The 26,103-nt window shown below is 68.4% G+C and carries 23 protein-coding genes and 1 tRNA gene; 13 read left to right on the forward strand and 11 right to left on the reverse strand.

Translation table 11 applies throughout. The annotated features are described in order from the left end of the window. The first annotated feature begins 190 nt into the window (after nucleotides 1-190). Nucleotides 191-263: transfer RNA gene (locus J2853_RS00045), tRNA-Ala, on the forward strand. Nucleotides 264-703: 440 nt separating this feature from the next. Here J2853_RS00045 and J2853_RS00050 read toward each other — a convergent pair. From J2853_RS00050 to J2853_RS00075, 6 genes are all read right to left on the reverse strand, one after another. Then, nucleotides 704-1,738: an ABC transporter ATP-binding protein gene (locus J2853_RS00050; RefSeq protein ID WP_307553571.1), complete on the reverse strand. Its 1,035-nt coding sequence runs from the start codon at nucleotides 1,736-1,738 to the stop codon at nucleotides 704-706. Then, nucleotides 1,735-2,889 carry an ABC transporter ATP-binding protein gene (locus J2853_RS00055; protein WP_307553573.1) on the reverse strand — a complete coding sequence of 385 codons (1,155 nt, stop codon included), beginning with the start codon at nucleotides 2,887-2,889 and terminating at the stop codon, nucleotides 1,735-1,737. Before J2853_RS00055 ends, J2853_RS00050 begins: the two co-directional genes overlap by 4 nt. Continuing rightward, nucleotides 2,889-3,848, reverse strand: a complete 960-nt coding sequence (locus tag J2853_RS00060) for an ABC transporter permease (protein ID WP_307553575.1) — start codon at nucleotides 3,846-3,848, stop codon at nucleotides 2,889-2,891. The genes J2853_RS00055 and J2853_RS00060 overlap by 1 nt, the downstream gene beginning before the upstream one ends. 40 nt (nucleotides 3,849-3,888) lie before the next feature. Then, complete coding sequence (locus J2853_RS00065; RefSeq protein WP_307553577.1) at nucleotides 3,889-5,397, reverse strand: ABC transporter permease; 1,509 nt, start codon at nucleotides 5,395-5,397, stop codon at nucleotides 3,889-3,891. Between the two features lie 148 nt (nucleotides 5,398-5,545). Further along, nucleotides 5,546-7,255: an ABC transporter family substrate-binding protein gene (locus J2853_RS00070; RefSeq protein WP_307553579.1), complete on the reverse strand. Its 1,710-nt coding sequence runs from the start codon at nucleotides 7,253-7,255 to the stop codon at nucleotides 5,546-5,548. A gap of 350 nt (nucleotides 7,256-7,605) precedes the next feature. After that, nucleotides 7,606-7,764: a hypothetical protein gene (locus tag J2853_RS00075; RefSeq protein WP_307553581.1), complete on the reverse strand. Its 159-nt coding sequence runs from the start codon at nucleotides 7,762-7,764 to the stop codon at nucleotides 7,606-7,608. A 227-nt stretch (nucleotides 7,765-7,991) separates the two neighbouring features. Between J2853_RS00075 and J2853_RS00080 the strand changes: the two genes are divergently transcribed. Together J2853_RS00080 and J2853_RS00085 are read left to right on the forward strand one after the other, a co-directional pair. Next, a complete protein-coding gene (locus J2853_RS00080) occupies nucleotides 7,992-9,263 on the forward strand; it encodes an MFS transporter (protein WP_307553583.1) in 1,272 nt (423 codons plus the stop codon). A gap of 76 nt (nucleotides 9,264-9,339) precedes the next feature. After that, complete coding sequence (locus J2853_RS00085; protein WP_307553585.1) at nucleotides 9,340-10,104, forward strand: peptidyl-tRNA hydrolase; 765 nt, start codon at nucleotides 9,340-9,342, stop codon at nucleotides 10,102-10,104. On the opposite strand, the gene J2853_RS00090 is transcribed toward J2853_RS00085, so the two are convergent. Then, nucleotides 10,091-11,098 carry a DUF3616 domain-containing protein gene (locus J2853_RS00090; RefSeq protein WP_307553587.1) on the reverse strand — a complete coding sequence of 336 codons (1,008 nt, stop codon included), beginning with the start codon at nucleotides 11,096-11,098 and terminating at the stop codon, nucleotides 10,091-10,093. The two genes, J2853_RS00085 and J2853_RS00090, sit on opposite strands and share 14 nt — an antisense overlap. A 234-nt stretch (nucleotides 11,099-11,332) precedes the next feature. Between J2853_RS00090 and J2853_RS00095 the strand changes: the two genes are divergently transcribed. The 6 genes from J2853_RS00095 (at nucleotide 11,333) to J2853_RS00120 (ending at nucleotide 17,869) form a co-directional block, all read left to right on the forward strand. Beyond that, on the forward strand, nucleotides 11,333-12,175 hold the full coding sequence (locus tag J2853_RS00095; protein ID WP_307553589.1) for a hypothetical protein: 843 nt from the start codon (nucleotides 11,333-11,335) through the stop codon (nucleotides 12,173-12,175). 226 nt (nucleotides 12,176-12,401) lie between these two features. Next, a complete protein-coding gene (ftsH, locus tag J2853_RS00100) occupies nucleotides 12,402-14,423 on the forward strand; it encodes an ATP-dependent zinc metalloprotease FtsH (protein WP_307553591.1) in 2,022 nt (673 codons plus the stop codon). Next, entirely contained in the window at nucleotides 14,420-14,641 is a 222-nt protein-coding gene (locus tag J2853_RS00105; RefSeq protein ID WP_307553594.1) for a hypothetical protein, read from the forward strand. Before ftsH ends, J2853_RS00105 begins: the two co-directional genes overlap by 4 nt. Before the next feature lie 249 nt (nucleotides 14,642-14,890). Then, nucleotides 14,891-15,487, forward strand: coding sequence for a Maf family protein (locus J2853_RS00110; RefSeq protein ID WP_307553596.1), 597 nt, complete (start codon nucleotides 14,891-14,893; stop codon nucleotides 15,485-15,487). Nucleotides 15,488-15,774: 287 nt separating this feature from the next. Next, nucleotides 15,775-16,524 (forward strand): EI24 domain-containing protein, encoded by a 750-nt coding sequence (locus J2853_RS00115; RefSeq protein WP_307553599.1) that lies wholly within the window; start codon nucleotides 15,775-15,777, stop codon nucleotides 16,522-16,524. A 226-nt stretch (nucleotides 16,525-16,750) separates the two neighbouring features. Then, on the forward strand, nucleotides 16,751-17,869 hold the full coding sequence (locus J2853_RS00120; protein WP_307553601.1) for a DUF4192 domain-containing protein: 1,119 nt from the start codon (nucleotides 16,751-16,753) through the stop codon (nucleotides 17,867-17,869). 4 nt (nucleotides 17,870-17,873) lie between these two features. Here the strand turns inward: J2853_RS00120 and J2853_RS00125 are convergent, their stop codons facing one another. Continuing rightward, nucleotides 17,874-18,212 (reverse strand): hypothetical protein, encoded by a 339-nt coding sequence (locus J2853_RS00125; protein WP_307553603.1) that lies wholly within the window; start codon nucleotides 18,210-18,212, stop codon nucleotides 17,874-17,876. Between the two features lie 456 nt (nucleotides 18,213-18,668). Here J2853_RS00125 and J2853_RS00130 point away from each other — a divergent pair, with 456 nt between their 5' ends. After that, entirely contained in the window at nucleotides 18,669-19,298 is a 630-nt protein-coding gene (locus J2853_RS00130; protein ID WP_307553605.1) for a DUF1707 and DUF4870 domain-containing protein, read from the forward strand. A gap of 92 nt (nucleotides 19,299-19,390) precedes the next feature. Here J2853_RS00130 and J2853_RS00135 read toward each other — a convergent pair whose 3' ends face one another. Further along, entirely contained in the window at nucleotides 19,391-19,681 is a 291-nt protein-coding gene (locus J2853_RS00135; RefSeq protein WP_307553607.1) for a septal ring lytic transglycosylase RlpA family protein, read from the reverse strand. A 31-nt stretch (nucleotides 19,682-19,712) separates the two neighbouring features. On the opposite strand from J2853_RS00135, the gene J2853_RS00140 reads away from it, so the two are divergent. Beyond that, nucleotides 19,713-20,402 (forward strand): hypothetical protein, encoded by a 690-nt coding sequence (locus J2853_RS00140; RefSeq protein WP_307553610.1) that lies wholly within the window; start codon nucleotides 19,713-19,715, stop codon nucleotides 20,400-20,402. A 746-nt stretch (nucleotides 20,403-21,148) separates the two neighbouring features. On the opposite strand, the gene J2853_RS00145 is transcribed toward J2853_RS00140, so the two are convergent. Beyond that, complete coding sequence (locus J2853_RS00145; RefSeq protein ID WP_307553612.1) at nucleotides 21,149-22,675, reverse strand: ATP-dependent DNA ligase; 1,527 nt, start codon at nucleotides 22,673-22,675, stop codon at nucleotides 21,149-21,151. A gap of 475 nt (nucleotides 22,676-23,150) precedes the next feature. Beyond that, nucleotides 23,151-23,525 (reverse strand): FKBP-type peptidyl-prolyl cis-trans isomerase, encoded by a 375-nt coding sequence (locus J2853_RS00150; RefSeq protein ID WP_307553614.1) that lies wholly within the window; start codon nucleotides 23,523-23,525, stop codon nucleotides 23,151-23,153. 151 nt (nucleotides 23,526-23,676) lie between these two features. Between J2853_RS00150 and J2853_RS00155 the strand changes: the two genes are divergently transcribed. After that, on the forward strand, nucleotides 23,677-24,447 hold the full coding sequence (locus J2853_RS00155) for an SDR family NAD(P)-dependent oxidoreductase (protein WP_307553615.1): 771 nt from the start codon (nucleotides 23,677-23,679) through the stop codon (nucleotides 24,445-24,447). 332 nt (nucleotides 24,448-24,779) lie between these two features. Next, nucleotides 24,780-26,078, forward strand: a complete 1,299-nt coding sequence (locus J2853_RS00160; protein ID WP_307553616.1) for an ABC transporter substrate-binding protein — start codon at nucleotides 24,780-24,782, stop codon at nucleotides 26,076-26,078. Nucleotides 26,079-26,103 lie beyond the last annotated feature (25 nt).

Here is a 26,103-nt window from a genome sequence, read left to right on the forward strand (position 1 = left end):
CGCCGGGGGAGTCAAGTCCGGCCGCGAACGGCGCGGGTGAGCCACCACCGGCCCGTCCGGCCGGAGCACCGGGCGCGTCCGCCCTCCCCGGCGGCCGAGAGGTTCCACGGTTACAGGGTGGGCCGCGATTTCCTATACACTGGCGTGGCGCCGCTGAACGGAAGTTCGGCAGCGTCACGTTTCACCGCAAGGGGCTATGGCGCAGCTGGTAGCGCGCCTCCATGGCATGGAGGAGGTCTGGGGTTCGAATCCCCATAGCTCCACTTGTGGCTGGGGTCTGCTGTTCGCAAGCGAGAGCTTGCTCGCGGCGGGCCCCTTCGTCGTTTACACGGGGGGACGACCCCCCGAGCCCCCCGGTGCGGGGGCTCTGCCCCCGCGCCCCCGGGGCTGGCCTCGCTTCGCTCGGGGCCCTCGGGTGGTGGGGCGGGTTCGCCCGGGGTCGGTCGAGGACGAAGGAGTGAGCGCCCTCGTCATTGGGGGATCTCGCCGCCACCCCGGATGCCGGAGCCGGGGAGGATCGTCCGGCTCAACGACGATTTTCCGCGTGGGCGGCTGTGTGATGGAGCACGAAAGTAGGTGCCCGTGCCCTCGCGCGAACGCCTCGTGCCGTCGACGGCTCGGCGCCGAGAACCACGGCGGGGAAAGTGCCCCGGAACGCCGCGAGCCGTACGGGACGCCGGTCCCGTACGGCTCGCGGTTCGCCTCAGCGCTCGGTGACCTCGGCGAAGTGGCAGGCCACGGGGTGGCCGTTGCCGCGATCGACGAGCGCGGGCTCCTCGACGGAGCAGATCTCCTGGGCCTTCCAGCAGCGGGTGCGGAAGCGGCAGCCGCTCGGCGGGGCCAGCGGGCTCGGCACGTCACCGGTGAGGATGACGCGCTCCCTGGCGCGCTCCTCCTTCGGATTGGCCGTGGGGGCCGCGGACAGGAGCGCCTGGGTGTAGGGGTGGGCGGGACGGTCGTAGAGATCGTCCCTGAGCCCGGTCTCGATGACCTTGCCCAGATACATCACCGCGACCCGGTCGGAGATGTGGCGGACCACCGACAGGTCGTGCGCGATGAAGACGTAGGCCAGTCCCAGCAGGTCCTGCAGGTCCTCCAGCAGGTTGACCACGCCCGCCTGGACCGAGACGTCCAGCGCGGACACCGGCTCGTCGAGCACCAGCAGCTTCGGCTCCAGGGCCAGGGCCCTGGCGATGCCGACACGCTGGCGCTGGCCGCCGGAGAACTCGTGCGGGTAGCGGTTGCCGTGCTCGGGGTTCAGGCCGACCAGCCGCAGGAGCTCGGCCACCCGCTCGGGCCCGCCGTCCTTCCACCGGTCGTGGACCTTCAACGGCTCGGCGATGGTGTCGTTGACGGGCATCTTCGGGTTGAGGGACGCGTAGGGGTCCTGGAAGACGATCTGCATGTCGCGCCGCACGGGCTGGAGCTGCTTGGAGGACAACGTGGTCAGTTCCTTGCCCTGGAACCGTACCGAGCCCGAGGTGGGCTTGTGCAGCTGCAGGATCGCCCGGCCCGTCGTCGACTTGCCGCAGCCGGACTCGCCCACCACGCCGAGGGTCTCGCCCTCGTCCACGTGCAGGGACACCCCGCTGACCGCCTGGACCTGGGCCACCACCCGGCGCAGGAAACCGCCGCCCCGGACCGGGAAGTTCATCACCAGGTCGTTGACTTCGAGCAGGTGGCCGCCGCTGCCGGGCTCCTGCTGCGGAGCGGGCGTCTCCTCGGTCTTCACGCTCATGCCACGGTCTCGCTCTCGGTGCGGAAGAACACGGTCGGATCCTCGACCGCGGCCAGCCGGTCCCAGTGGTGGCAGGCCGCGAAGTGCCCGCCGCTGTCGGTCTCGGTCAGCTCCGGCTCGGCCGTCCTGCACTTGTCGTCCGCCAGCGGGCAGCGCGGCGAGAAGGGACAACCGGTCGGCAGGTTGATCAGGGAGGGAGGAGTGCCCTTGATCGGGCGGAGACGGCTCCCGGAGTTCTCCAGGGACGGGATCGAACCGAGCAGGCCCGCCGTGTACGGCATGCGGGGCTCCTCGAACACCGGGTCGGTGTCACCGATCTCGACCGGACGCCCGGCGTACATCACCAGCACCCGGTGGGCCATGCCCGCGATGACGCCCAGGTCGTGCGTGATGAGCACGATCGCCGCGTTGACCGCGTCCTTGACCTCAAGGAGCTTCTCCAGGATCTGAGCCTGGACGGTCACGTCGAGGGCCGTGGTCGGCTCGTCGGCGATGATGATGTCCGGATTGTTGATGACCGCCATGGCGATCATCGCGCGCTGGCGCATGCCGCCGGAGAACTCGTGCGGGTAACTGCGCAGCCGGGCCTCCGCCTGCGGGATGCCGACGAGGTCGAGCATCTCCCTCGCGCGGGCCAGCGCGGCCTTACGCGGGATCAGATCATGCGCGAGGATCGCCTCGGCGAGCTGGTCGCCGATCGTGTGCACCGGGTTCAGCGCGGTCATCGGGTCCTGGAAGACCATCGCGATCTTGCGTCCGCGCAGGCCCCGCTGCTTGCGGGGCGACATCTTCAGCATGTCGTCGCCGCGGAAGAGGATCTGTCCCTTGACCCGGGCGTTCTTGGGCAGCAGGCCCATGACGGCCAGCGAGGAGACCGACTTGCCGGAGCCGGACTCGCCGACGATGCCCAGCACCTCGCGCTCGCGCAGGCTGTAGGAGACGCCTCGGACCGCGCGCACGACGCCGTCCTCGGTCGGGAACTCCACGGTCAGGTTGTCGACCCGCAGGATCTCCTCCTCCGACGGAGGCCGTACGGCGTCCAGGGTCAGGCCGACGTGCACCTCCCCGGCGGAGTCGAGCACGCTGGGGGAGATGTCATAGGTGTGCGCGTCGCCCTTGCGGGGCTCGATCGGCACGTTGGGAGTCGTCATTAGGCACGCACCCGGGTCTGTCGGGGGTCGAAGGCGTCACGCAGGCCGTCGCCGATGAAGTTGATGGAGAGCGCGATCGCGATGATGAACATGCCCGGCCACCAGAACAGCCACGGGCGAACGACCATCGCGCTGCGGTAGCGGCTGATGAGCTGGCCCAGCGAGGTGTCCGGCGCCTGGATGCCCAGGCCGAGGAAGGACAGCGCCGACTCCAGCAGCACCGCGCTGGCGATGCCCAGCGTGGCACTGACGATGATCACGCCGACGGTGTTCGGCAGGATGTGCCGGAAGATGATTCGCCGGGGGGAGGTGCCGATGGCGCGGGCGGCCTCCACGAACTCCTTCTCACGCAGCGAGAGGAACTCGCCGCGGACCAGGCGGCTCAGCGTCGGCCAGGTCACCAGGCCGAGGAAGAGACCGAGGACGAGCGCGCCGCTGTCGCCCATCATGCGGCCGACGACGGCGGCGATGATGAGGACCGGGATGGTGATCATCACGTCGGTGAGGCGCATCAGCAGGGCCTCGAGCCGGCCGCGGAAGTAGCCGGCGACGGATCCGACGACGGTGCCGAAGAAGGTCGCGACGATGCCGACGACGAACGCGATGATGATCGACTGCTGGGCGCCGCGCATGGTCAGCGCGAAGTAGTCGATGCCGATGTCGTCCTGGCCGAACGGGTGCTCGCCCAGGTGCATGCCCGCGCCGCCGAGGAACTCGGGGATCAGGCTGAGGGTCGGTCTGCCTTGGTTCGTCAGGGCGCCGGTGTCGAGGTAGGTCTTGTCCCACCAGCCGGGGATGCCCGCGAAGCCGATGGAGCTGAACGCCAGGATGATGATGAGCCCGAAGAGGATCATCCCGGCCAGCGCGGCGCGGTGCCGGAAGAAGCGGCGGCGGACCATCTGGCCCTGGGTACGGGCGACGATCGCCATGCCCTGCGAATCGGATGCGTTGTCAGGCACCGATGCCTGCGCATTGAGCGTCATGGGTGGTTCTCCGATTTCAGGACAGCCGGATGCGCGGGTCGAGGTACGCATAGAGGATGTCGGCGACCATGTTGAAGACGACGATCGCGGTGCCGGTGACGATGAAGAACGCCATGACCGGGGCAGGGTCCACCTCTCTGAGACCCTTGATGAACAGGTTGCCCATCCCCTGCCAGCCGAAGACGTTCTCGGTGACCACCGCACCGCCGATGACACCGGCGAAGTCGAAGGCCATCAGGGTGGTGACCGGGATGAGGCCGTTGCGGAAGGCGTGCTTGACCACGACGCTCCGCTCCGGCAGGCCCTTGGCGCGGGCCGTGCGGACGTAGTCCTGGTTCATGACCTCCAGCATGCTCGCCCGGCTGTAGCGCGTGTAGGTCGCCAGCGAGACCAGGATGAGCGCCATGCTCGGCAGCAGCAGGTGGCCCGCCGAGTCCAGGTTCATCTGCCAGAAGTCACCCACGAAGTTGGGGGTGCGCGCGCCGATCGTCGAGATCGGACGGCCGCGGACCACCTGACTGTAGGAGTCGAAGGCCTGGAGCATCCGGTCCACGAAGATCAGGGCGCCGGTGAACAGGCCGGTCAGCACCGAGGCGGTGATCGCCTGGCGGCGCTGGATCCCGCCGAGGCCGTAGCCGAGGCCGACGCAGATCACGACCGTCACCAGGGCGAGACCGATGATCTCCAGCCAGGTCGGGTCGACCAGCAACGGGCCGAGCACCTCGGAGGCCAGCGCGCCGATCAGGGCGGCGCCGAGAGCGGCGTAGAGCGGTCCACGCTGTCGCAACCCGGCGGACAGGACGGTGAAGCCCACCCCCGCGGCGAGCGAGATGGCCAGGACGAGGGGGAGCCCGAAACCCGGGTCGGCGAACCAGCGGGTCACCGAGAGCAGCGTGAACAGCGTGCCGGTGATCGCGGCGCCGACGGCGAAGGCGATGAGCCGTCGCCGGCGGTCGCCCGCGGTGAGCGCGCCGAAGATCAGTCCGCCGATCAGCGTCAGGACGCCGATGACGGCCGGTGGGATGCTGGGATCCTTCAGCCAGTTGTTGAACTCGATGGCCATGTACTGCTTGAGCATCACCGCGATCCAGAAGATCGGCAGGGAGAAGCAGACGAAGGCGGCGAAGGTGACCGAGTAGTCGAAGCCGCTGTACTGGCGGAGGGCGGAGACGATGCCGATCGTGATGCCGACGACGATCGCCAGCACGGTGGCGACGAGCACGAGCTGGAGGGTGGCGGACAGGGCGTGACCGAGAAGCGGGGCGACGTCCTGGCCGTCACGGTTGACACCGAGTTCGCCCCGGAAGAGGCGGCCGAGCCAGCCGAGGTAGCGGAGGGGAATCGGAACGTCGAGCTGCATCCGTTCGGTGCGGTCGGCGATCTTAAAGGCCTTGTTCGGGCTGTTGTCCTGGCGGAGGTCTTCCAACGGATCGCCCGAGAGCGCCGTCAACACAAAGATGATGAAGGTGGCCGCCAGGAGGACGAAGAACGAGATGACCAGTCTTCGCGCGATGAAGACGATCATTCTGTCACCCCCTGCTCATTTGAAGGGACTATACGTGCGGATCAGGGCCGGGGCCCGAGGACTTGTGATCCTCCGGCCCCGGCCCTGGGAAGGTCGGTGTTACGTCAACCGCGGACGCGGTCGGTGAAGGAACCCTGGAGCAAAGGGATTACGTCAGGCTCCACTTGTCCATGTTCCAGGTGATGGTCGACTGCGCGGGGTTCGGGACGACGTTCTGGACCGTCTCGTCCCACGCGGCCAGACCGGGGTGCTGGAAGAGCGGGATGGTGGCGAGGTCTTCCCAGAGGATCTTCTCGATCTCACCGATGATCGGGTCCTGCGCGGCGATGTCGACGGTCGAGTTCAGCTTCTTGGTGAGTTCGTCGACCTTCTTGTTGGAGTAGCAGCCGTTGTTGTTGCCCTTGCTCTCGCCGTCGCACTTGGGCGGCGTGGTGTAGGTGGAGCTCCAGCCGCTGACCAGGGAGGAACCCGACCAGGCGTACAGCGCCACGTCGTAGCCGTTGGCGGGCATCACGGTGCCGAAGAAGTCCTCGGAACCCTGGTCGACGACCTTGAAACCGGCCTTGTTGCAGGAGTCCATGATGAGCTGGACGGCCGCGGTGCGGCGCGGGTTCGGAGTCTGGTAACCGATCTTGACCTCGAGGCCGGTCTTGCCCGCCTTCTCCACGAGCGCCTTGGCGCCCTCGATGTCCTGCTGGGCGTAGACGCCGGCGCCACCGCTGGCCGCGATCACCGCTGCGGCGTTGGTCTGGAACGGGGCCACGTTGCGGACCTCGAGGGGCTTGGCGTCCGGTGCGACCGGCTTGATCAGGTTGTCGACGATGAGCTGCCGGGGCACGCACTTGGCGAAGGCCTCACGCAGCGCCTTGTCCTTGAACGGGCTGGAGTCGAAGTTGAAGTCCAGGTGCTCATAGGTGTAGGCGTCGCTGATCTGGGTCTTCACGCCCTCAAGAGCCTTGAGCTGGTTGAGCACGTCGGGGCCGGGCTGCGGCTCGACGATCTGAACCTCGCGGTTCTGCAGCGCCTGGGCCTGCTCGTCAAGGGCGATGAAGCGCTCGACGATGGTGGGAGTCGCTGCGGGGGCGCCCCACCACTTGTCGTTGGCGACGAAGGTCAGCGACTGACCGGCGTCCAGCTTCGACAGCTTGTACGGGCCGTTGGACGGGATCAGGTCGGCCGCGGGCAGCGAGCCCTCGACGACCCAGCCGTCGTTGAAGAACTTGATGGCCTTCTCGAGCTTCTTGGCGTCGGTGGCCTTGACCGCCGCGATGAAGTCGTCCTCGGACAGGCCCGCCTGCTTCTCGACCACGTGGGCGGGCATGATCTCGCCCGCGCCGGGGCCGCCGGCGACCCAGTCCGCGAACGGCTCGGAGTATTCGAGGGTGAACTTCTTGCCGCCCTTGTCGCACTCGGGCGTCTTGGTGAGGTCGACGCCGCTGGCGCCGGCGGAGGAGAAGCCCTTGATCTTGGTGGACTTGAAGCCCCACCAGAGCAGGATGTCGTCACAGTCGACCGGGACGCCGTCCGACCAGACCGCCTTGTCGCTGATCGTGTACTCGACGGTCAGCGGGTCGTCGGAGGTCTTCTCGTAGGTGCCGAAGTCCTTGTCCGGCGTGATGGCACCCTTGTCGCCGTAGATCCAGAAGCCCGTCAGCACACGCTGGAGGGGGCCGGCGTTACGGGTGGCGTTCTCCGCGGCGGTGTTTTGGTTGTAGGAGTGGAACTCCTGCTCATAGGCGTACGTGATGGTCTGAGCCGCCGGAGCGGAGGCCGAGGCCGCGGCCGAACCCGAGGCGGTGGGGTTGCTCGCCGAGTCGTTGCCCGCGCAGGCGCTCAGCAGGAGGGCACCTCCCGCCACTACCGCTAAAAACTTGCCAGATGTCCGCGCATGGAACACGGCAGCACTCCTTCAATTATCCGGTTTGTGGTCAGCCAAGCATTGGTTGAACAAAGCTGAGCACCGTGACTCTCTCATGGACAAGTGGGACGACATGGGTGTTGCAGACCTGAGACCGGTAACGTCCCAAGCTGTAACAAAGTCGGGCGCGAAGCGCAAAACGCCCACATTGGGGAGAATCGGGGAGAAATGTAACGTTTGCCTGGAACGTCCCAATATGCGAGATGACGGAGAGTGTCCGACGGGGGGCGTCGAAAGTCCTCCGGATATGCGATCTCTGCACCGGATTGTTCCGAGGGCCGGAGCGTCGTTCACTGTCCGTAATCACGAAGGTGGGCGCCGCCTTTCCAGCCGAGATGCCCGCAAGGGATGCGAGCTTGACGGCTGAAGGTGCCGACGTTGGCGAGATCGTACAGGAATTCCTTTTTAGGCGGGTTCAGGGTTGATATCGGGTTGTCGAACCATCCCATGTATGAACCTTTTTGTTTCAGGCGTGTTTCAGGGAAGTTCCCTTAGCGATCTATCCGGTCGCTCGTTCGGCCCTCGAAGAGGGGAAACGTCTGTTCACGCATAAGCGGATCTTCTTCGGTCCTTGGGCCGGGCCGCCGAGGCGCGGCCGTCGATCTGGCCTGATCCTTACGGATATTGGCATCCGGGCCACTCGTGAGATCATGGGCCGGACTTCATGCTTGAGCCCATGACGATGACCCTTCGGACGCGCAAGCGCGTGCCGCACCGCGCCTGGATCGTGGCGGGAGTCGCGTTCGTGGCCATACTCGGCGCGGCCGGGTTCCGGGCGACGCCCGGTGTGCTGATCACCCCGCTTCAGGAGGAGTTCGGCTGGTCCCGGGGGACGATCTCGCTGGCCGTCTCGATCAACCTCATGCTCTACGGGCTGACCGCCCCCTTCGCCGCGGCTCTCATGGATCGCTTCGGCATGCGCAGGGTGGTCTCGTGCGCGCTGCTGCTCGTCGCCGCGGGCAGCGGGCTGACCATCCTGATGAACGCGCCCTGGCAGCTCATCCTCTGCTGGGGTGTCCTGGTCGGCCTCGGGACCGGATCGATGGCCCTGGTCTTCGCCGCCACCCTCACCGAACGCTGGTTCGTCCGTCACCGCGGCCTCGTCACGGGCGTGCTCACCGCGGGCGGCGCCACCGGCCAGCTCGTCTTCCTCCCCGTCCTCGCTCATCTGGCGGCCGACCAGGGCTGGCGATCGGCCGCCGTCACGGTCACCGCCGCCGCCCTGGTCGTGGTCCCCCTGGTCTGGTTCCTGCTGCGAGATCGCCCGGAAGAGGTGGGCACGACCGCCCTGGGCGCCGACCCCGACGCGCCCCCGGCCGTCGCGCGACCCCGGACCGGCAGCGCCGTGCGCGCCCTCACCGTGCTGTGGAGCGCCGCGCGGACCAGACCCTTCTGGCTGCTCGTCGCCGGATTCGCGATCTGCGGGGCGAGCACCAACGGCCTGGTCGGCACCCACTTCATCCCGGCCGCCCACGACCACGGCATGGCCGAGCCCGCCGCCGCGGGACTGCTCGCACTGGTCGGGATCTTCGACGTCGTCGGGACCATCGCGTCCGGCTGGCTGAGCGACAAGGTCGACTCGCGGATTCTGCTCGGCGTCTACTACGCGCTGCGGGGCGTGTCACTGATGATCCTGCCCAGCCTGTTCGCCGCCTCCACCGAACCCAGCATGCTCGTTTTCATCGTCTTCTACGGTCTCGACTGGGTGGCGACGGTCCCGCCCACGGTGGCCCTGTGCCGTCAGATCTACGGGCCCGACGGCGCCGTGGTGTTCGGCTGGGTCTTCGCCTCCCACCAGGTCGGCGCCGCGATCGCCGCCGTCGGCGCCGGACTCACCCGCGACCACTTCGGCACCTACGACCTCGCCTGGTACGTCGCCGGCTCCCTCTGCCTCGTCGCGGCCCTCATGTCGGTCGCCATCGCGAAGCAGGCATCCTTGAAGGCGTGAACGAACGAGATGGGCGAGTGGCCGGGCACGGGTCCGGGCCCGTCGCACGCGCGGCGGGAGAACCGGGGGAGATCGCGTGACCGACGTGACGGACGACATCGCGGGCGCGACGGACGGGGGCGCCGACATGACGGGTGGGGTGCCCGAGACGACGGACAAGAAGGTGCTCCCGCTGGTGGTGCGGATCGAACGGTCCGCGCCACCCGAGCGGTCCGACGCCCTGGAGGCGGCGGCGCTGGCCGTGCTGACGCTGCTGAACGACCCCCGGGCCCTCGACGACGGCGAATGGGCCGAGCAGGTGAGGGCCTGGGAGACCATCGGGATCAGGAAGGTCGTCCGGCGGGCACGCGGGGCGGAGTGGCGCCGGGTGCTCGACCTGCCGGGCCTCACCGTCGTCTCGGGCACCGCCGAGGTCCGGGTCCACCCGCCGGTCCCGCTCGACGACTGGCCCAAGGACCTGTCCAGGCTCCAGGTCTCCGGCACCGAACTGGCTGACTCCGCCGAGCCGGGAGCACCCGGGGACGTGGTCCTCTGGCTCAACCCGGAGCTGGAGATGTCGGCGGGCAAGGCCATGGCCCAGGCGGGGCACGCGGCTCAGCTCGCCTGGTGGGGAAGCGACGAGCGCGCCCGGCGGGCGTGGCGGGAGGCCGGGCTGGCGGTGGCCGTACGGACGGCCGACCCCGCCCGATGGGCCGCGCTGGTCGGCGAGGGACTGCCGGTGGTCAGGGACGCGGGGTTCACCGAGATCGAGCCCGGATCCCGCACGGTCATCGCGGACGCCCCCTGGCTGCGCGCGGGCGGCTTCCGGCCCGCGGGCTCCGGACCGCTCAGGTCATCCTGACGATGTCGGCGAGCACGCCTCCCTCCGGGGTGAAACGCGCCTCGGACGGGCTGTCGTAGACCACCAGAAGACGTTCGTCGTCGAGCACGGTGATCCCCTCCGCGTGGTCGGCGCCCTCCCCGTGGGCCAGTTCCACCACGAACTCGGGCTCGTGCTCCACGGACGGTTCGTCCTCGGGGCGCCAGCGCATCACCCGGACGGGGCCGTCGAGGCTCATGGTCGGTCCGGCGAGGATCAGCAGGTCGTCCCGGTGCGGGCACAGGTCGCGGATGCCGAGGCCGCCGAGGTTCAGGAAATGCGTCCGATACGGCCTGCCGTCGATGGGGGCGAGCCTGAGCCGGCCCGGACGACGGGGATCGCTCTGCGGCCGGAGCTCCAGCAGTACGGCCCAGCCGCGCAGCACCGGGCCGCGCAGACCGATGAACAGGCGGCCTCCGAGCACCGCGATGCCCTCGATGTCCAGGCCGTTGTCCTTGCTGGGAATCGATACGAAGGGGGCGAGGTGCGGATCGTCCGCCATCAGGTCGGCCAGGTTCCGGCCGGCGCCCGACAGGATCTCGGCCCTGCGCCGGCCGTCCTCGCGGACGGGGGTGGCGCCGACGAGCGGCAGCCGTACGAGGATGTAGCGGTTCTCCTCGCGCGCCACGTCGGCGAGACGGCGTCGGGCCTTCTGGGGGGAATGCTCTTTTTTGACCCGCCTGCGCTTGAGGCTGTGCGACCCCACGGCCCACAGCCAGCCGTCGGAACGGCCCAGACCCTCGATGTCGGCCTCCTCCGTGCGCCCGGCGGGCAGGTCCACGAAGTCGGCCAGGAAGAACGTGCGCTGGTTGTCGTAACGGCCGTCGTGCGAGGTCAGATGTTCGACGGTGGCGGTCTCGTCGCCGGCCAGCCAGAGACCGGGACCGTCGGCACGGACGGCGGACAGATTGGTGTGGGTCGCGGCCTCGCGGGAGGGGATGTCGAATCGGAGCTCTACCTGGCGTTCTACGCGCATCCCAGGATCATCGCAGGCGGCGTTCCCCGGTAATGAGGTAGGCACTCGTTCCCGAAGTGTGATGGGGATCCCGCACGAGAAAACCGGATTTGTCGTACGCTCCCGATCGTGCTCGATGGGTTGGGTGGGACTCAGGGGACCCGGGAGACGGGTTCGACGCCGACGTATGTGACCGCCGAGGCGGACACGTCGGAATTACCGAAAGTCTTCGGTGACGGCCCCGCGCATTCCCCGGTGAAGCGATCCCGTATCGGCGACCTGCCGATGCGAGTGATCTACCGCATCCTGGCGGTGGCCGTCGTGGTCGTCCTGGCCGCGGTCGCGGCCGTGGTCGGCTTCGTGATGTCGGGCTCCTCAGATCAACCGGGCGAGGCGCGGCCGGGGCCGATTGCCGCGCCATCTGCCACGACGCCCTCGTCCGGTGTCAGCTCGCCGCCGCCGGCGCCGTCAGCGTCGGCCTCCCCGTCCGCCTCCGCCTCGGCCTCCCCCTCGTCGACGCCGGGGATCTCCACCCCGGCGCCGGACCGGAGCGCGGTGGTGACGGCACTGGCCGACCCCCGCGTCCCCGATCTGCCGCGTGACAAGCGGCTCGCCCTGCTGCCGGGCAAGCCGTACAAGGGCAAGAGCCGCCTGCGGGACGCCAAGGCGGGGGTGTCGCTGGTCAGGTTCGGCAAGCCGTGGAAGCCCTACGGCGCGTCGCCGTTCTCCACCAAGCAGGTGCTGCCGGTGGCGAAGGGGGCCGCTCACCGGGCGATGGTCGTGACCTGCCCGGTGCCGATCCAGGTGCAGAAGGACCCGAAGGACACCGCGGTGCTGGCCGCCCGCTGGACGCTCAACCACCACCCCAAGGGCAGCAGGATCACCTGGACCGCCTCGCAGCCGATCAAGGACGGCTGGCTGCTCGCCTACCGGGTGAGGTACGAGGTCAAGGGCAAGCCCCGGTTCTCCCAGGCGGCCGTCGCCGTGACGGAGGTCGCCGGCGCCAAGCCCGCCATGCTCTTCGTGACGATCCCCGACGTCCAGCGCACGCACTGGCGTGACATCAACACGGCGGTTTCGTCCCTCAGATTGAAGTAGGCCCCCTCTGGGCAGGAATGGCGTTGTTCGCGGACGTGATGAAACTCGGGGGAATTTCATGGCCGTCCTCTCCGCGGTCGCGGGCGACGATCCCGCCACCGCTGAGCGGGTGGGGCTCCGGAACGAGCGGCAGAGCCTGAGGAACGCGACGGAGCCGACCGTCCCGACGCCCTCCTAGAGGACATGCGTTCCAGGAGGCTCCCCCAGAGTCGTGGAGGGGGATGTCGTGAAGCCACCGGCGCCTCAGGACCGCAAGGGGAGCGACCCGGAGGGGAACGGCGAGAAGGAAGAACTCAAGCCGTGGCGGTCGGAAGGTCTGCCAGGCGAGCCGTCGCCGAAGGGCCCGAAGATCAACTGGTGGCGGTTCGTGGTCACCCTGCTGATCGCCTACGCCGCCGTCTTCATGATCTCGTCCTTCTTCGACGAGACGGCTCCCGAACCGATCTCCTACACCCAGTTCACCCAGCAGGTGCAGGGGGGCAACGTCAAGGAGATCTACGCCAAGGGCACGTCGATCCAGGGCAACCTGAAGAAGACGGCCCCGGATCCCGACAACAAGAACCAGCCCTACACCAAGTTCTCCACCGAGATGCCGATCTTCGCCAACCAGCAACAGCTCTACCAGCAGCTGACCAGGACGGGTACGGAGATCAAGGCCGAACCCGTCAGCGGCAGCAGGGGCTTCTTCGGGAACCTCCTGCTGTCCCTGCTGCCCATAGTGCTGCTGGCCGGCCTGTGGATCTGGTTCATACGGCGCTCGGCGGCCTCGATGGGCGGGGGAGGGCTGGGAGGAGGTCTCGGCGGGATCGGCGGGCTCGGCAGGTCGAAGGCGGCCACGCCGCTGGAGGCGGGCAAGGTCCGGGTCGACTTCGACGACGTCGCGGGCATCGACGAGGTCAAGAACGAGGTCGCCGAGGTGGTCGACTACCTCAGGGAGCCCGGCAAGTATCGCCGGCTGGGAGCCAAACTGCCCAAGGGCGTGCTGCTCACCGGCCCGCCGGGCACCGGAAAGACCCTGCTCGCCAGAGCCGTCGCCGGAGAGGCCGACGTGCCGTTCTTCTCCGCGAGCGCCTCGGAGTTCATCGAGATGATCGTGGGCGTCGGCGCCTCCCGGGTGCGCGAACTGTTCTCGGAGGCCCGCAAGGTCGCCCCGTCGATCATCTTCATCGACGAGATCGACGCGATCGGCCGGTCTCGCGGCGGCAGTGTCATCGGTGGTCACGACGAGCGGGAGCAGACCCTCAACCAGATCCTCACCGAGATGGACGGCTTCACCGGCTCCGAGGGCGTCATCGTGATCGCCGCCTCCAACCGGGCGGAGATCCTCGACCCGGCGTTGCTGCGCCCCGGCCGGTTCGACCGGACCGTGGTCGTGTCCGCGCCCGACGTCAAGGGGCGGGAGGAGATCCTCAAGGTGCACACCCGCGGCGTACCGCTGGACGACAGCGTGAGCCTGAAGCAGATCGCCAGGACCACGCCCGGCATGACGGGCGCCGACCTGGCCAACCTGGTCAACGAGGCCGCGCTGCTCGCCGCCAGGCGGGGCCGGCAGAGAGTGCTCCCCCCCGACTTCGCCGACGCACTGGAGAAGATCCAGCTGGGTACGGCCCGCATGGTCGTGATCTCGCGGGAGGAACGCAGGCGCACCGCCTACCACGAGGCCGGGCACGCGCTGCTCGGCATGATCCAGCCCGGTGCCGACCCGGTCAGGAAGATCTCGATCATTCCTCGCGGCCGGGCGCTCGGCGTCACGCTCTCCACCCCCGACACCGACCGCTACGCCTACGACGAGCAGTATCTGCGCGACAGGATCATCGGCGCCCTCGGCGGCATGGCGGCCGAGCAGGTCGTCTACGACGTCATCACCACCGGCTCGGAGAACGACCTGGAGCAGGTCACGATGATCGCTCGCGGCATGGTCGGCCGCTGGGGCATGTCCGCCGGCATCGGCCCGCTGACCATTCTGCCCGGCTCCGCCGACGGCCAGCCCACCGCGGCTCCGGAAACCCTCGCCACCGTCGACAAGGAGGTCCGGCGCATCGTGGACGAATGTTACGAGGTCGCCTTGCGTGTTCTGGAGGAGAACAGGGAGCGCCTGGACGCCATCGTCGTGGCCCTGCTGGAGCACGAGACCCTGGGCGAGGCCGAGGTCTACGCCGCGGCAGGGCTTCCCCGGGGCGTCATCTCGGCTCTGCCCCCTCCCGAAGAACCCCCCGGACCGCCGCCCTCGGGTGAGGTCCCGTCATGAGGCCGATCTCCGTCGTGGTGGCCTCGATCCTGGCCCTGGTCCTCGTCGTGGCTCTGGCCGCGGCTCTGGTTCTGGCATCGGTCCTGGCCCTGGTCCTGCTCCTGGCTCTGGTCCTGACCGTGCTCCTGGTTCTGGTCCTGGTCCTGGCCGTGGTCGTGACCCTGGTCCTCGTCCTGGTGCTGATCTTCGCCTGGTCCCGGCGCCGATCCCGGTCCTGATCCGCCCCCGGTCCCTGAGCGGCCGGAGTGACTCACCGCGCTTCCGCCGGTGAATCGCCGGACGGTCGGCCACCGGGCTTCCGCCGGTGAATCGCCGGACGGCCGGCCACCGGGCTTCCGCCGGTGAGCCGCCGGACGGTCGGCCACCGGGCTTCCGCCGGTGAATCGCCGGACGGTCGGCCACCGGGCTTCCGCCGGTGAATCGCCGGACGGCCGACCACCGGGACAGAGCCGCTAGGCTCGATCGACATGACCCAGATCGTTCTCGCCTCCGCCTCGCCTGCCCGCCTCTCCCTGCTCCGCAGCGCCGGCCTCGATCCAAAGGTGATCGTCAGCGGCGTGGACGAGGACGCCGTCACCGCAGACAGCCCGGCTGAGCTCTGCCTCACCCTGGCCCGCGCGAAGGCCGCCGTGGTGGCGCGAGAGCTGAACGACGGCCTGGTCATCGGGTGCGACTCGATGCTGGAGCTCGACGGCCAGGCCTACGGCAAGCCGGATTCACCCGAGGAGGCCGTCGCCCGCTGGCAGAGCATGCGTGGCCGCGAGGGCCGCCTGCTCACCGGCCACTGCGTGATAGACGCCGCCAGTGGCAGGGAGGTCTTCGAGGTGGGCGCCACGGTCATCCGTTTCGGCACCCCCACCGACGCCGAGATCGCCGCCTACGTCGCCACCGGCGAGCCTCTCCGCGTCGCCGGCGCCTTCACCCTGGACGGCTTCGGCGGCTGGTTCGTCGACGGCATCGACGGCGACCACGGCAACGTCCTGGGCATCTCACTGCCCCTTCTCCGCCGCCTCTTCGCCGCCCTCGGCGTCGCCTCCGTCCCGTCCTTCTGGCGACGCGCCTGATCCGCCTCCCCACCCCGCTTCGCGCTTCTCCGCGCCCGGCTCGCCGGGTCGGGCAGTCCGCAAGCCGCCACGCCTCTTCGCGCCTCTTCGCGTCTCTTCACGCTTCTCCGCGCGTTTTCGCGTGTTGTCGCTTGAGTGGCGCCTCGTCTCGTCGCCGCGGCGCGTCGTCCGGCGATGCCCACCGGACGATCACTTGCCACTCGCCACTCGCCACTCGCGGGGAGAAGCGGGGGCCGGTGGTTTCCGAGTGGTCACTCGGGCTGCCTTGATCCCGATAATGTTCCGCCATGGGTCATTTCCGCTCCTTTCTGGACGGCATCGGGTTTTTCTTCCAAGGGCTGCGCTGGGTCACGCGACACCCCCGCTGGTGGCTGTTCGGGTTGATCCCGGCTCTGATCGTGTTCGTCCTCTACGCGACGGTCCTCTACCTCCTCGGCACGAACGCGCTCGCCATCGCCGACTGGGCGACGCCGTTCGCCGACGGGTGGGGTGAGGGGGCGCAGACGGCCCTTCATGCCCTGTTCGGGTTGGTGATCTTCGGTGCCGGAGTGGTCCTGTTCGTGGTGACCTTCACCGCGACGACCCTGATCCTGGGCGAGCCCTTCTACGAGAAGCTCTCCGAGAAGGTCGAGGAGACCCACGGCGATGTGCCGACCGGGCACGAGCTTCCGCTCTGGAAGTCGATCCCCAGGTCCATCAAGGACAGCCTGGTCACCCTCGGCTACGTGCTGCTGTTCACGATTCCGCTGTTCTTCCTGGGATTCGTGCCGGTGATCGGGCAGACGGTGGTGCCGGTTCTGGGCGCACTGATCTCGGGTTTCTTCCTCACGGTCGAGCTCACCACGCTTGCCATGGAGCGCAGGGGCATAGCCCGCAAGGGTCGTTTCGTTCTGCTCCGGGGCAACAAGGCTCCGGCACTCGGCTTCGGGGTCCTCCTCTTCCTGCTCTTTCTCATTCCGCTGGTCGCGGTGGTCGCGATGCCCGCCGCCGTAGCGGGCGCGGCCATCATGGTCCGGACGCGGCTGTCGCCTGCCTGAGGCTTCCGCGGGAGGTCGCACGCGCCGCCGCGGCCACCGGTCAGCCCAGACGATCATTCAGGGCGAGGGACTTCGGTGGGGGCCGAGGTGCTCCGGGCGGTCACCGTCCGTTCTCGATGGGGCGTCTTCGGTCGCGGACGATTCGGGCTGTGGACAGTCCGGTGTCTCTCCACAGAACGCGGCTCGGCAGGCAGATGGGCCGGGGGATCCCGCGAAGCTCTCGGACATGACAACCGACAACCAGACCTCTCCCGGCCGGCCCGCCTCACAGCCGCGCCTGCTGCTCGGCTCCACGGAGGAGATCCTCGGTGCCGTGCCCTACCTCCTGGGATTCCACCCCGCCGACAGTCTGATCGTGATCGGGCTGGAGGGGGAGCCTCCCCGGGGCCGGCTGCACATCACCGTCCGGTGGGACCTGCCGCTGGCGGCCCCGGGCCTCGGCCAGATCATCCCGTTGTTCCGCAACGAGGGGATCACCCAGGTCGTTGTCATCGGCTACGGCTCCGGCCCGCTGGTGACCCCGGCCGCCGACATGGCCGTCGCGCTGTTCCGCCAGAGCGACCTCACACTCGTCGACGCCCTTCGCGTGGAAGACGGTCGCTACTGGTCCTACATCTGCTCACGGGCCGGCTGCTGTTCCGGCGACGGCACTCCGTACGAGCGAGGAGCCAACGCGATCGCCGCCCAGGCCGTCGTGCACGGGCTGGTCGCCCTGCCGGACCGGGAGACCCTGGAGCACTCGATCGACCCCGTCGGCGGGCCCGAACGGGCGGCCGTGCGCGAGGTCACCCTCCGCGTCACGGAAGAGCTGCACGGCAGACTCACCAGACGTGAGGACGACGAGGGATTCGCGGCGGAGTTCGTCGCGGACGGGATGGCCAGGGTTCGCGAGGCGATCGGCATATACGCCTCGGGCGGGCGGCTGGAGGACGAGCAGGTGGCCAGGCTGGGGCTGGACCTGGCGGTGATCCGAATCCGTGACGAGGCATGGGCGCTGATCACGGACGATACCCACGACGTCCACCTCAGGCTGTGGCAGGATCTCACCCGGCGGCTGGAGCCCAGGTTCGTTCCCCCCGCTGCCTCCCTGCTCGGGATGGCCGCCTGGCGCCAGGGCGACGCCGCGCTGGCGGGTATCGCCCTCACCCGGGCATGCGAGATAGACCCTGGTTACTCGATGGCGAACCTGCTCATCCACGCGCTGCGTCACCTGCTCCCGCCGCACGTTCTCCGGGAGAGGATGCCCAGCCCGGAGGAGCTGGACCAGGAGATGGGCAGTCCCACGATGGCCTGGCTCCTCCCGATGATCGCCTTACTGGAGGAACCGACGATCATGGCCGGGTGACCGCTCAGCCTTCGGTGCGCTTCTGACGCTCGTTGTACGCGCGCATCCGAGGCGGGTAGCCGGTAAGTTGCACGTCATAGACAGGGAGGGCCAGATCGCGGGCCACTTTGCGGATCACCGCCGGTGAGCCGACCCGGCGCCGGGTCCACTCGCCGTCATCCGCGACCGCCACCGCGGTGGTGTCCGTGGCGAAGGTCTCGGGCTCGACATAGAACTCAACGCCGCGACGTGACTTCGCGAAGGCGATGAGCGCCTCGATGTCAGCGTCGGTTGCAGGCCGGTCGAACTTGGCGATCTTCGGTCCGCGTAGACGCCTCAACCCATAACGGTCGCGCCATCTCATTCAATTACCTCCAGCGTGAAAACTCGGTCCTTCGGGGCCGGGAGGAGACGCCGAACGATCCCGGGCTTCTGAGTGGGTGGTGTGGCCGTAGCCGTCGGCTCGTTGGAGCAGTCGAACGTGACGGTGATGAATACCGTGGACGGTGCCGTGCCGGGTGGTGACGGTGAAGCTGCCGGTGGGTCTTGCCACTCACCTGAAACGTCGTCAATCGAATGCACCTCCTTCACGATGATCGACTCGAGCTGGTCAACGCGGGACATCAGTGCACGATGCGACACCTCAAGTTCTTACCTTCGGGCCGGGATCGTTGATGTCTCCTTGTATACCTCTCGTACTCGCTCCGTGGCGGGAGCCAGGGATGACTCTCAGGGGCTTGTAGGGGTTTATCCGGATAGACCCGAACGACGCTGTCGACGAGCATTGAGATCAAAGCGGCGACGAAAGGTTATCGGTCCCATGGCAGGCACAGCGACACCAGCGGCGAGCTCGTGGCACGAGGGCGTGCCGACACCGGGCCGGCGCCCCGAATACGCCGGGCTCCGAGTGAGCAACCAGGATCGGGAGCAGGTGGTCGGTCACGTCAAGACCGCCTACGCGGAGGGACGACTCGACAAGTTCGAGTTCGACGACCGCCTGGAGCGGGCGATGACGGCCCGCGTCCACGGCGACCTCATGCCGATCATGCACGAGCTGTACGGCTCGCACCCGGCGCCCTCATACCCTCCGGCCATGAGCCGGACGGTAACCGGCCGTCACCTCGACGGGCGGGCGGGTGTGGGAGGGGAGCGTCTGGGCGCGGCGGCGGCGCACCTCCTACCGCTGACCGGTCTGCTCGCGATCGGCCCACTGATCATGATGCTCACCATGGGCAAGACCTCGCCCTACGTCCGCGCACAGGCGGTGGAGGCCCTGAACTTCCAGTTGACGATGCTCGGAGCCACCATCCTGCTGGCGATCACGTTCGTGGGCGTGGTGCTGACGCCCGTGCTCTGGATCGGAGGCCTGGTGCTGTCCGTCGTCGGCGGTCTGGCAGCGCTGGGCGAGGGTGACTTCCGCTACCCGTTCACGGTGCGTCTGGTGAAGTAGACAAGGCGCGTGAAGTAGACAAGGCACGGCCGGGGTTCGCGGGGGCCGGATCACGTGCGCGCGTACCTCCGCGTCCGGTGTGGCAGGTTGGGTCAGGCGCCAAGGACCTCGTACTTGACCTGCATCGTTCCGGCGCCGACGTCGCCGATGGCGGCGAAGGCGGCCTCGGACAGGTCAAGGCAGCGTCCGCCGACATACGGGCCGCGGTCGTTGATGCGGACCGTAACCGACTTGTCGTTGTGGAGGTTGGTCACCCGGACCTCGCTGCCCATCGGCAGGCTTTTGTGCGCCGCGGTCATCGCACTGGGGTCGAAGGGTTCGCCACTCGCCGTCATCTGCCCCTCCGCGTAGAAGGAGGCGCCGCAGGTTCCGGTCGAGAGCACGTGGGTCTTCGCCCTGGGAGAGGTCTTGGCCGTGTCCTTGCGGGAGGTTCCGGGAGAGTCGGATCTGTTGCCCTTGGGCGTTTTCTTCGATCCGAAGGAGTCGGACTTCGAGCCTTGGGATGTGCCCTTCGTCTTCGGTCCGAAGGAGTCGGACCTTGAGCCTTGGGATGTGCCCTTCCCCTTCGGTCCGAAGGAGTCGGACTTCGAAGCTTGGGATGTGCCCTTCCCCTTGGGCGTGGTGGGGTCGTCCGACGACGGAGTGGTGGTTTCCGGGCTGGTGGGGCCTTCCGACGGTGCAGTGGTTTCCGGGGCGGTGGGGTCGCCTGACGGTGAGGTGGTGGGGTCGTCTGACGGCGGGGCGGTGGGGTCGTCTGACGGTGAGGTGGTGGGGTCGTCTGACGGCGGGGCGGTGGGGTCGCCTGATGGCGAGGTGGTGGGGTCGTCTGACGGTGAGGTGGTGGGGTCGCCTGATGGCGGTGTTGTGGGGTCGTCTGATGGTGAGGTGGTGGGGTCGTCTGATGGCGGTGTTGTGGGGTCGTCTGACGGTGAGGTGGTGGGGTCGTCTGACGGCGGAGTGGCGGGGTCGTCCGACGGTGTTGTGGGGTCGTCCGACGGTGTTGTGGTGGAGTCGTCAGGCGGAGCGGTGGTGTCCGAGGTGGTTGGATCGTCCGACGGTGTGGTGGTCTCTGACGCGGTGGCGCTCGCCTCGGTCGTGGGCTGAGGCTGGGGTGTGACCTCAAGAACGGGCTCGGTTGCCTCGGCGTCGGCCGTCTCGTTCTCGGAGGGAACGGAGTCACCGGCGGCCTGGTCGTCGAGCGGCTGAGCGCCGGCGTAAGCGGCTGCCGCGGCCGTCCGCGAGAGGCCGTCTCCGCTTGAGAATATTCCGACGATGACCGAGGCCACGGTCAGCGCGGTGAAAACGGCGATCAACGCGATCAGGTATCGCTTGCTCAGCGTCGGTTTCTTCGAGGCGGACGCGTCGGGAGAGGGGGAGCGGAGGTGTCGGCCCAAGGTAAACCACGATCCAAAATCCGAGGGAAGGCGTGGGAGGGTCGCGCGTGGCGGGGGAGAAAGGGGAGCCACGCCGACCGGTCCCACTGACGGAGCGTGGGGACTGTCCGTCAGAATGTGGTTGACCATATGCGACAAACAGGTGGTAAAGGTACGTTAATGTCGTAAAGAGAAGCCATGTTTTGGCAAAGAAATCGTTGGTCAACGAGCGACGAAGCGTGCTGTCCCCAAAACGCCGGTCACGTGAAGGACCGCGCAAGGTGTCCAAAACGCCGGTCAAGAAGGGACCCACGCGTGGAGTCCCGAAGCGCTGGCCAAAGAGGGATCCACGCGTGGAGTTCGTGGTGCCGGTCAAAAAGAGAACCGCGCATGGAGTCCGTGGCGCCGGCCAAGAAGGGACCCGCGCATGGAGTCCGCGGCGCCGGTCAAGGGGTGTGCGCCTCTTCGAAACGCCGGTCAGAGCAGAAGTGCGCGCACCATCTCGACGGTGTCGGCCTGATCCGCGTTCTTGTCCGGGCGGTAACGGATGACCCTGGCGAAACGCAGTGCCATGCCGCCGGGATAGCGGCTGGACTGCTGGACCCCGTCGAAGGCGATCTCAACGACGAGCTCGGGGCGGACGGCGACCGTCCAGCCGTCGGTGGGGCCCTCGGCGAGCCCGAGGAAGCGTTCGGTCTGCCAGGCCAGCAGTTCGTCGGTCAAACCCTTGAAGGTCTTGCCAAGCATGACGAAGCCGCCGGTGGCCGGATCCCGGGCGCCCAGGTGCAGGTTGGAGAGTTTTCCCTCCCGGCGGCCGTGGCCCCATTCCGCGGCCAGGACGACCAGGTCGAGCGTGTGCCGGGGCTTCACCTTGATCCAGCCCGCTCCACGGCGGCCGGCGGCGTAGGGGGTCTGCAGGGACTTGACCACCACACCCTCGTGGCCGCTCCTGATCGCGTCCTTGAAGAACGCCTCGCCCGCCGTGACGTCGTCGGTGACCATCCGGGGGATCACCAGCTCCGCGGGCACGGCCCCGGTCAGGGCCACGTGACGAACCTCGCCCGGCAGGTCGAGCAGATCCGCGCCGTCCACCCGCAACGCGTCGAAGAAGAACACGCTCAGCGGGACCTTGCCCCGTACGGTTGACACGTCGATGCGGCTGGACACGCGGCCGGAGGTGACCTGGAAGGGCTCGGGGCGCCCGTCCGGACGCAGCGCGATGACCTCGCCGTCAAGGACGAGATCCCGGGAGGGCAGGGCGCCGACCGCCTCGACCAGCTCGGGCACCTGTGCGGTGATGTCGTCGAGGGTCCGGGTGAAGACGGACACCTCGTCGCCGGAGCGGTGGGCCTGGACGCGGACGCCGTCGAGCTTCCACTCGATCGCGACCGGCCCGCCGAGCTTGCTCAGCGCGGCGGGGATGGAGGTGGTGCTCTGCGCCAGCATCGGCGACACCGGACGGCCGACCTCCAGGTGGAAGGCATGCAGCGCCGCGATCCCGTCGCTCAGGGCGGCGGCGCCGACAGCGGGCAGCCAGCCGCGGAGGGTCAGCGCTCGCCGGACCTCGGCGGAGGGAAGTCCGGCGGCCTTCGCGATGGCTTCGATCATCACGCCGTCCAGCGCTCCCTGTCGCAGCTCGCCGCGGAGCAGCCGGGACAGGAACATCTGCTCCTGGCGGGTCAGGGCGCCGAACAGCTCGACGATCAGGGCCCTTCGCGCGGTCTGGGAGCCCGGACCGGCCTGGGCCTTGATACGGCTCAGGAGGTCGTTGACCTGACGCAGGGTGGCGGTAGCCGCCAGCCGGGGCTCAGGCGGATCCTGCAGGCCGGCCAAACCCACGCCGATGTTGCGCTGCGGCAGCTCGCCGGAGAGGTAGGCGATGGCGATCTCCGCCTCGTCCGGCTCGATCCGGCCGAGCAGCTCCGCGAGGTGGGTGATCTTCGCCAGCCGGGCGGAGCTGGCGGCCACGGCCGCCGAGGTGCGCGCAAGGTCGATCAACAACACAAGGGCCAGCTTAGGCGCTACCGAGCTGAGGGCCGATGCTCCGGTATTCATCCCGTAGAGGGATCAAGGATGGCGTTTTGAAAAAACCAGCATCCTTCGGGGCAATCCAGGCTTCGTGCGGCAGGCGGCCACCGTGGGGGTCCGTATTCGGTTCGAGCGGGTGAGCCACGGCGGAAGCCGTGCGGCGAGCGGGCCGCGGTGGAATCGGGGTTCGGCTTGAACGGGGGCCACGGTGGAGGCGGTGGTCCGTATGACAGGCGGGCCGCGGTGGACGTGGGTGTTCGGTTCGAGCGGGGGCCCTGGTCGAAGCGGTGGTCCGTACGACATGGCGGGTCACCGCGGACGTGGATGTCCGGCTTGACCAAGCGGGTCACGGTGGCGGCCCGTGGGGCGCACGCTGAACGGGTCACCGCGTACGTCGAGTGGGCCGCCCCGTGAAGGAGAGGCGGCCCACTCGCTGAAATCCGTCGGACCGTCAGCTCACGTTGAGCAGGTCAACGACGAAGATGAGGGTCTCGCCCGGCTTGATGGCGGCACCCGCGCCGCGGTTGCCGTAACCGAGGTGGGCCGGGATGGTGAGGCGGCGGCGTCCGCCGACCTTCATGCCCGCGACGCCCTGGTCCCAGCCCGCGATGACCCGGCCGCCGCCCAGCGGGAACTGGAAGGCGTCGCCGCGGTTCCATGACGAGTCGAACTCCTCGCCGGTGGAGAAGGCCACGCCGACGTAGTGCACGCTGACCTGGTGACCCGGCTTGGCCTCCGGCCCGTCTCCTTCGACGATGTCGACGATCTGCAGATCCTTGGGAGGGTTGCCCTCCGGGAAGTCGATCTCCGGCTTCTCCAGTTCCACGTGGTTCTCCTTGGTTGGATGCGCGCCGGCCGCTTTCCGACCGGCCGAATGACTCTACGTGGTCCCGAGGCAGTGTGAGAGACAACGGGACGAGGCGGCCCTCACGTCGTACGCTCGGAAAGACCACTCGGGGAGACCGACTGGAGGCGCGATGCGCAAGCCGTACACCCCGGAGGAGATCCTCCTCACGGGGAAGGTCGCCGTCGTCACGGGGGCCGCGCGAGGGCTGGGACGGGCGATCGCGGAGACCCTGCGGGAGTTCGGCGCCGAGCTGGCGTTGTGTGACAGGGAGACGATCGAGGGGTTCGACACCCTCACCCTGACCGTCGACGTGCGGGATCCGGCGGCGCTGGAGGTGTTCGCCCAGGCGGTGCGCGAGCGGTTCGGGCGGGTCGACCTGCTGGTCAACAATGCCGGCGGGACCTTTCACGCGGCATTCGCCGAAACCTCGCCCCGAGGCGAGGAAACGCTGATAGCGGAGAATTTCACTCAGGTCACCGCCATGATCCGGCGATTTCTGCCGCTGATGTCCCCGGGCGCGTCGATCGTCAACCTGACCTCCAGCGAGGCGTGCCAGGCGGCACCCGGATTCGCGGTCTACGCGGCGATGAAGGCGGCCGTGGAAAGTCTGACCCGTTCACTCGCGCTGGAGCTGGCCCCGCGCGGGATCCGGGTGAACGCCATCGCGCCCGACGCGCTGCCCACGGGCGGCGAGGAGGGCGTGCGGGTGCGCATGCTGGAGGATCCGCTGCCCTTCGAGCCGGTACGGCTCCCGCCGCTCGGCTACCTCGGAGATCCCGCCGAGGCCGGGGCCGCGACGGTGTTCCTGGCGAGTGAGATGGCTGGATTCATCACCGGGACCACCTTGCACGTGGACGGTGGCATCCACGCCGCAGGTGGCTGGCGACGCGTGGAGCCCTGAGGAGAGACGTAGGGGAGCGCTCTCTGAAAGAGAGATTGGCCGCGTGCGGGGGAGCTGTCAAGGCTCCGTGTCCGGCCTGCGGAACCTGACCGAAACGCGACCTTAATATGTCTTTTTATCGTGGGAGCGCTCCATTGATTCCGCCCTGGAGCTATTAATACCCCTTTGAACTGCGGAAACATTATCTCCCATGGGAGAGCGCTCTCCCGATATGCGGCGCGGGGTAACGGCGATCGTTATCTGGAAGGTCGTTGACACGTAACCCGGATGCCATCAATCTGCTCAGGGAGCGCTCTCTTCATGATCACTTATGAGGACCCTAGGAGGGTTCCATGCGTAAGTTACGCCACCGGTTCCTCGTCCCGATGGTCGCCGTTTCCGCCTTGGCCCTGGGTCTCACCGCCTGTGGCAGCGGCGGTGACGCCCCCGCGAGCGGCGGGGCGGCCTCCCAGCCGGCAGAGAAGATCAAGCTGACCGTCGGGCTCTTCAGCGACTTCCACTACGCGCCGCTGTACGAGGAGTTCAAGAAGACCCATCCCAACGTGGAGATCGTGGAGCGCCGTGCGCAGTTCAACGACCACCACACCAACCTCATCACGCAGCTGACCACCGGCGCGGGGGCCGCGGACGTGGTCGCCATCGAGGGCGGCTACATCGCCGCGTTCACGCCCGTGCCCGACAAGTTCTACAACCTCAAGGACTACGGACTGGACAAGCGCGAGAGCGAATACCTCGACTGGAAGTGGAAGCTGGGCGTCTCCAACGACGGCTCCTCGCTCATCGGTCTCGGCACCGACGTCGGCGGCCTGGCCATGTGCTACCGCCCCGACCTGTTCGGGAAGGCCGGCCTGCCCACCAACCGTGACGAGGTCTCGGCGCTCTGGCCGACGTGGGACGCCTACATCGAGACGGGCAAGAAGTTCGTCGCGGCCAAGGTCGAGGGCGCCAAGTTCACCGACGGCCCCGGTGAGCACTTCCGCGCCATGGTCGAGCAGGCCCCGGTCGGGTTCTACGACGCCCAGTACAACATCGTCGCCGCCACCAACCCCGAGGTGCGCAAGGCGTTCGACATGGGCGTGAAGATGATCAGCGACGGTCTCTCGGCCAACCTCGCCGCCTTCTCGCCGCCGTGGAACACCGGAATCGCCAAGGGTACCTTCGCCACCATGGTCTGCCCGGCCTGGAAGACCGGCACGATCAAGGACCAGAAGCCCGGTGAGGGCACCTGGGACATCGCCGCGGTGCCCGGCGGCGGCGGCAACCAGGGCGGCACCCACCTGGCGCTGCCCAAGCAGGGCAAGCACCCCAAGGAGGCCGCCGAGCTGATCAACCTGCTGACCAGCAAGGAGAGCCAGGTCACGCTCTTCACGGAGGCCAGCGCGCTGCCCTCGCTGCCCGCCCTGTACGACGACCCCGCGGTGAAGGACTACGTCAACCCGTACTTCGGCAACGCGCCGATCGGCAAGATCTTCACCGACGCCGCCAAGGCGCTCAAGCCGCAGCCCGTCGGTCCCAAGGCCGGCGACGTCCTGCAGGCGATCGGCAACGGTCTCCAGCGGGTCGACCAGGGCAAGCAGAACGCGGAGGAAGCCTGGGCGCAGGCGCTCAAGGACGTCAGCAGGATCAAGTAGTCGCCCCTCGGCCGGCTGGTCTCGC

The sequence above is a fragment of the Streptosporangium lutulentum genome (genome assembly GCF_030811455.1).
GTDB lineage: Bacteria > Actinomycetota > Actinomycetes > Streptosporangiales > Streptosporangiaceae > Streptosporangium > Streptosporangium lutulentum.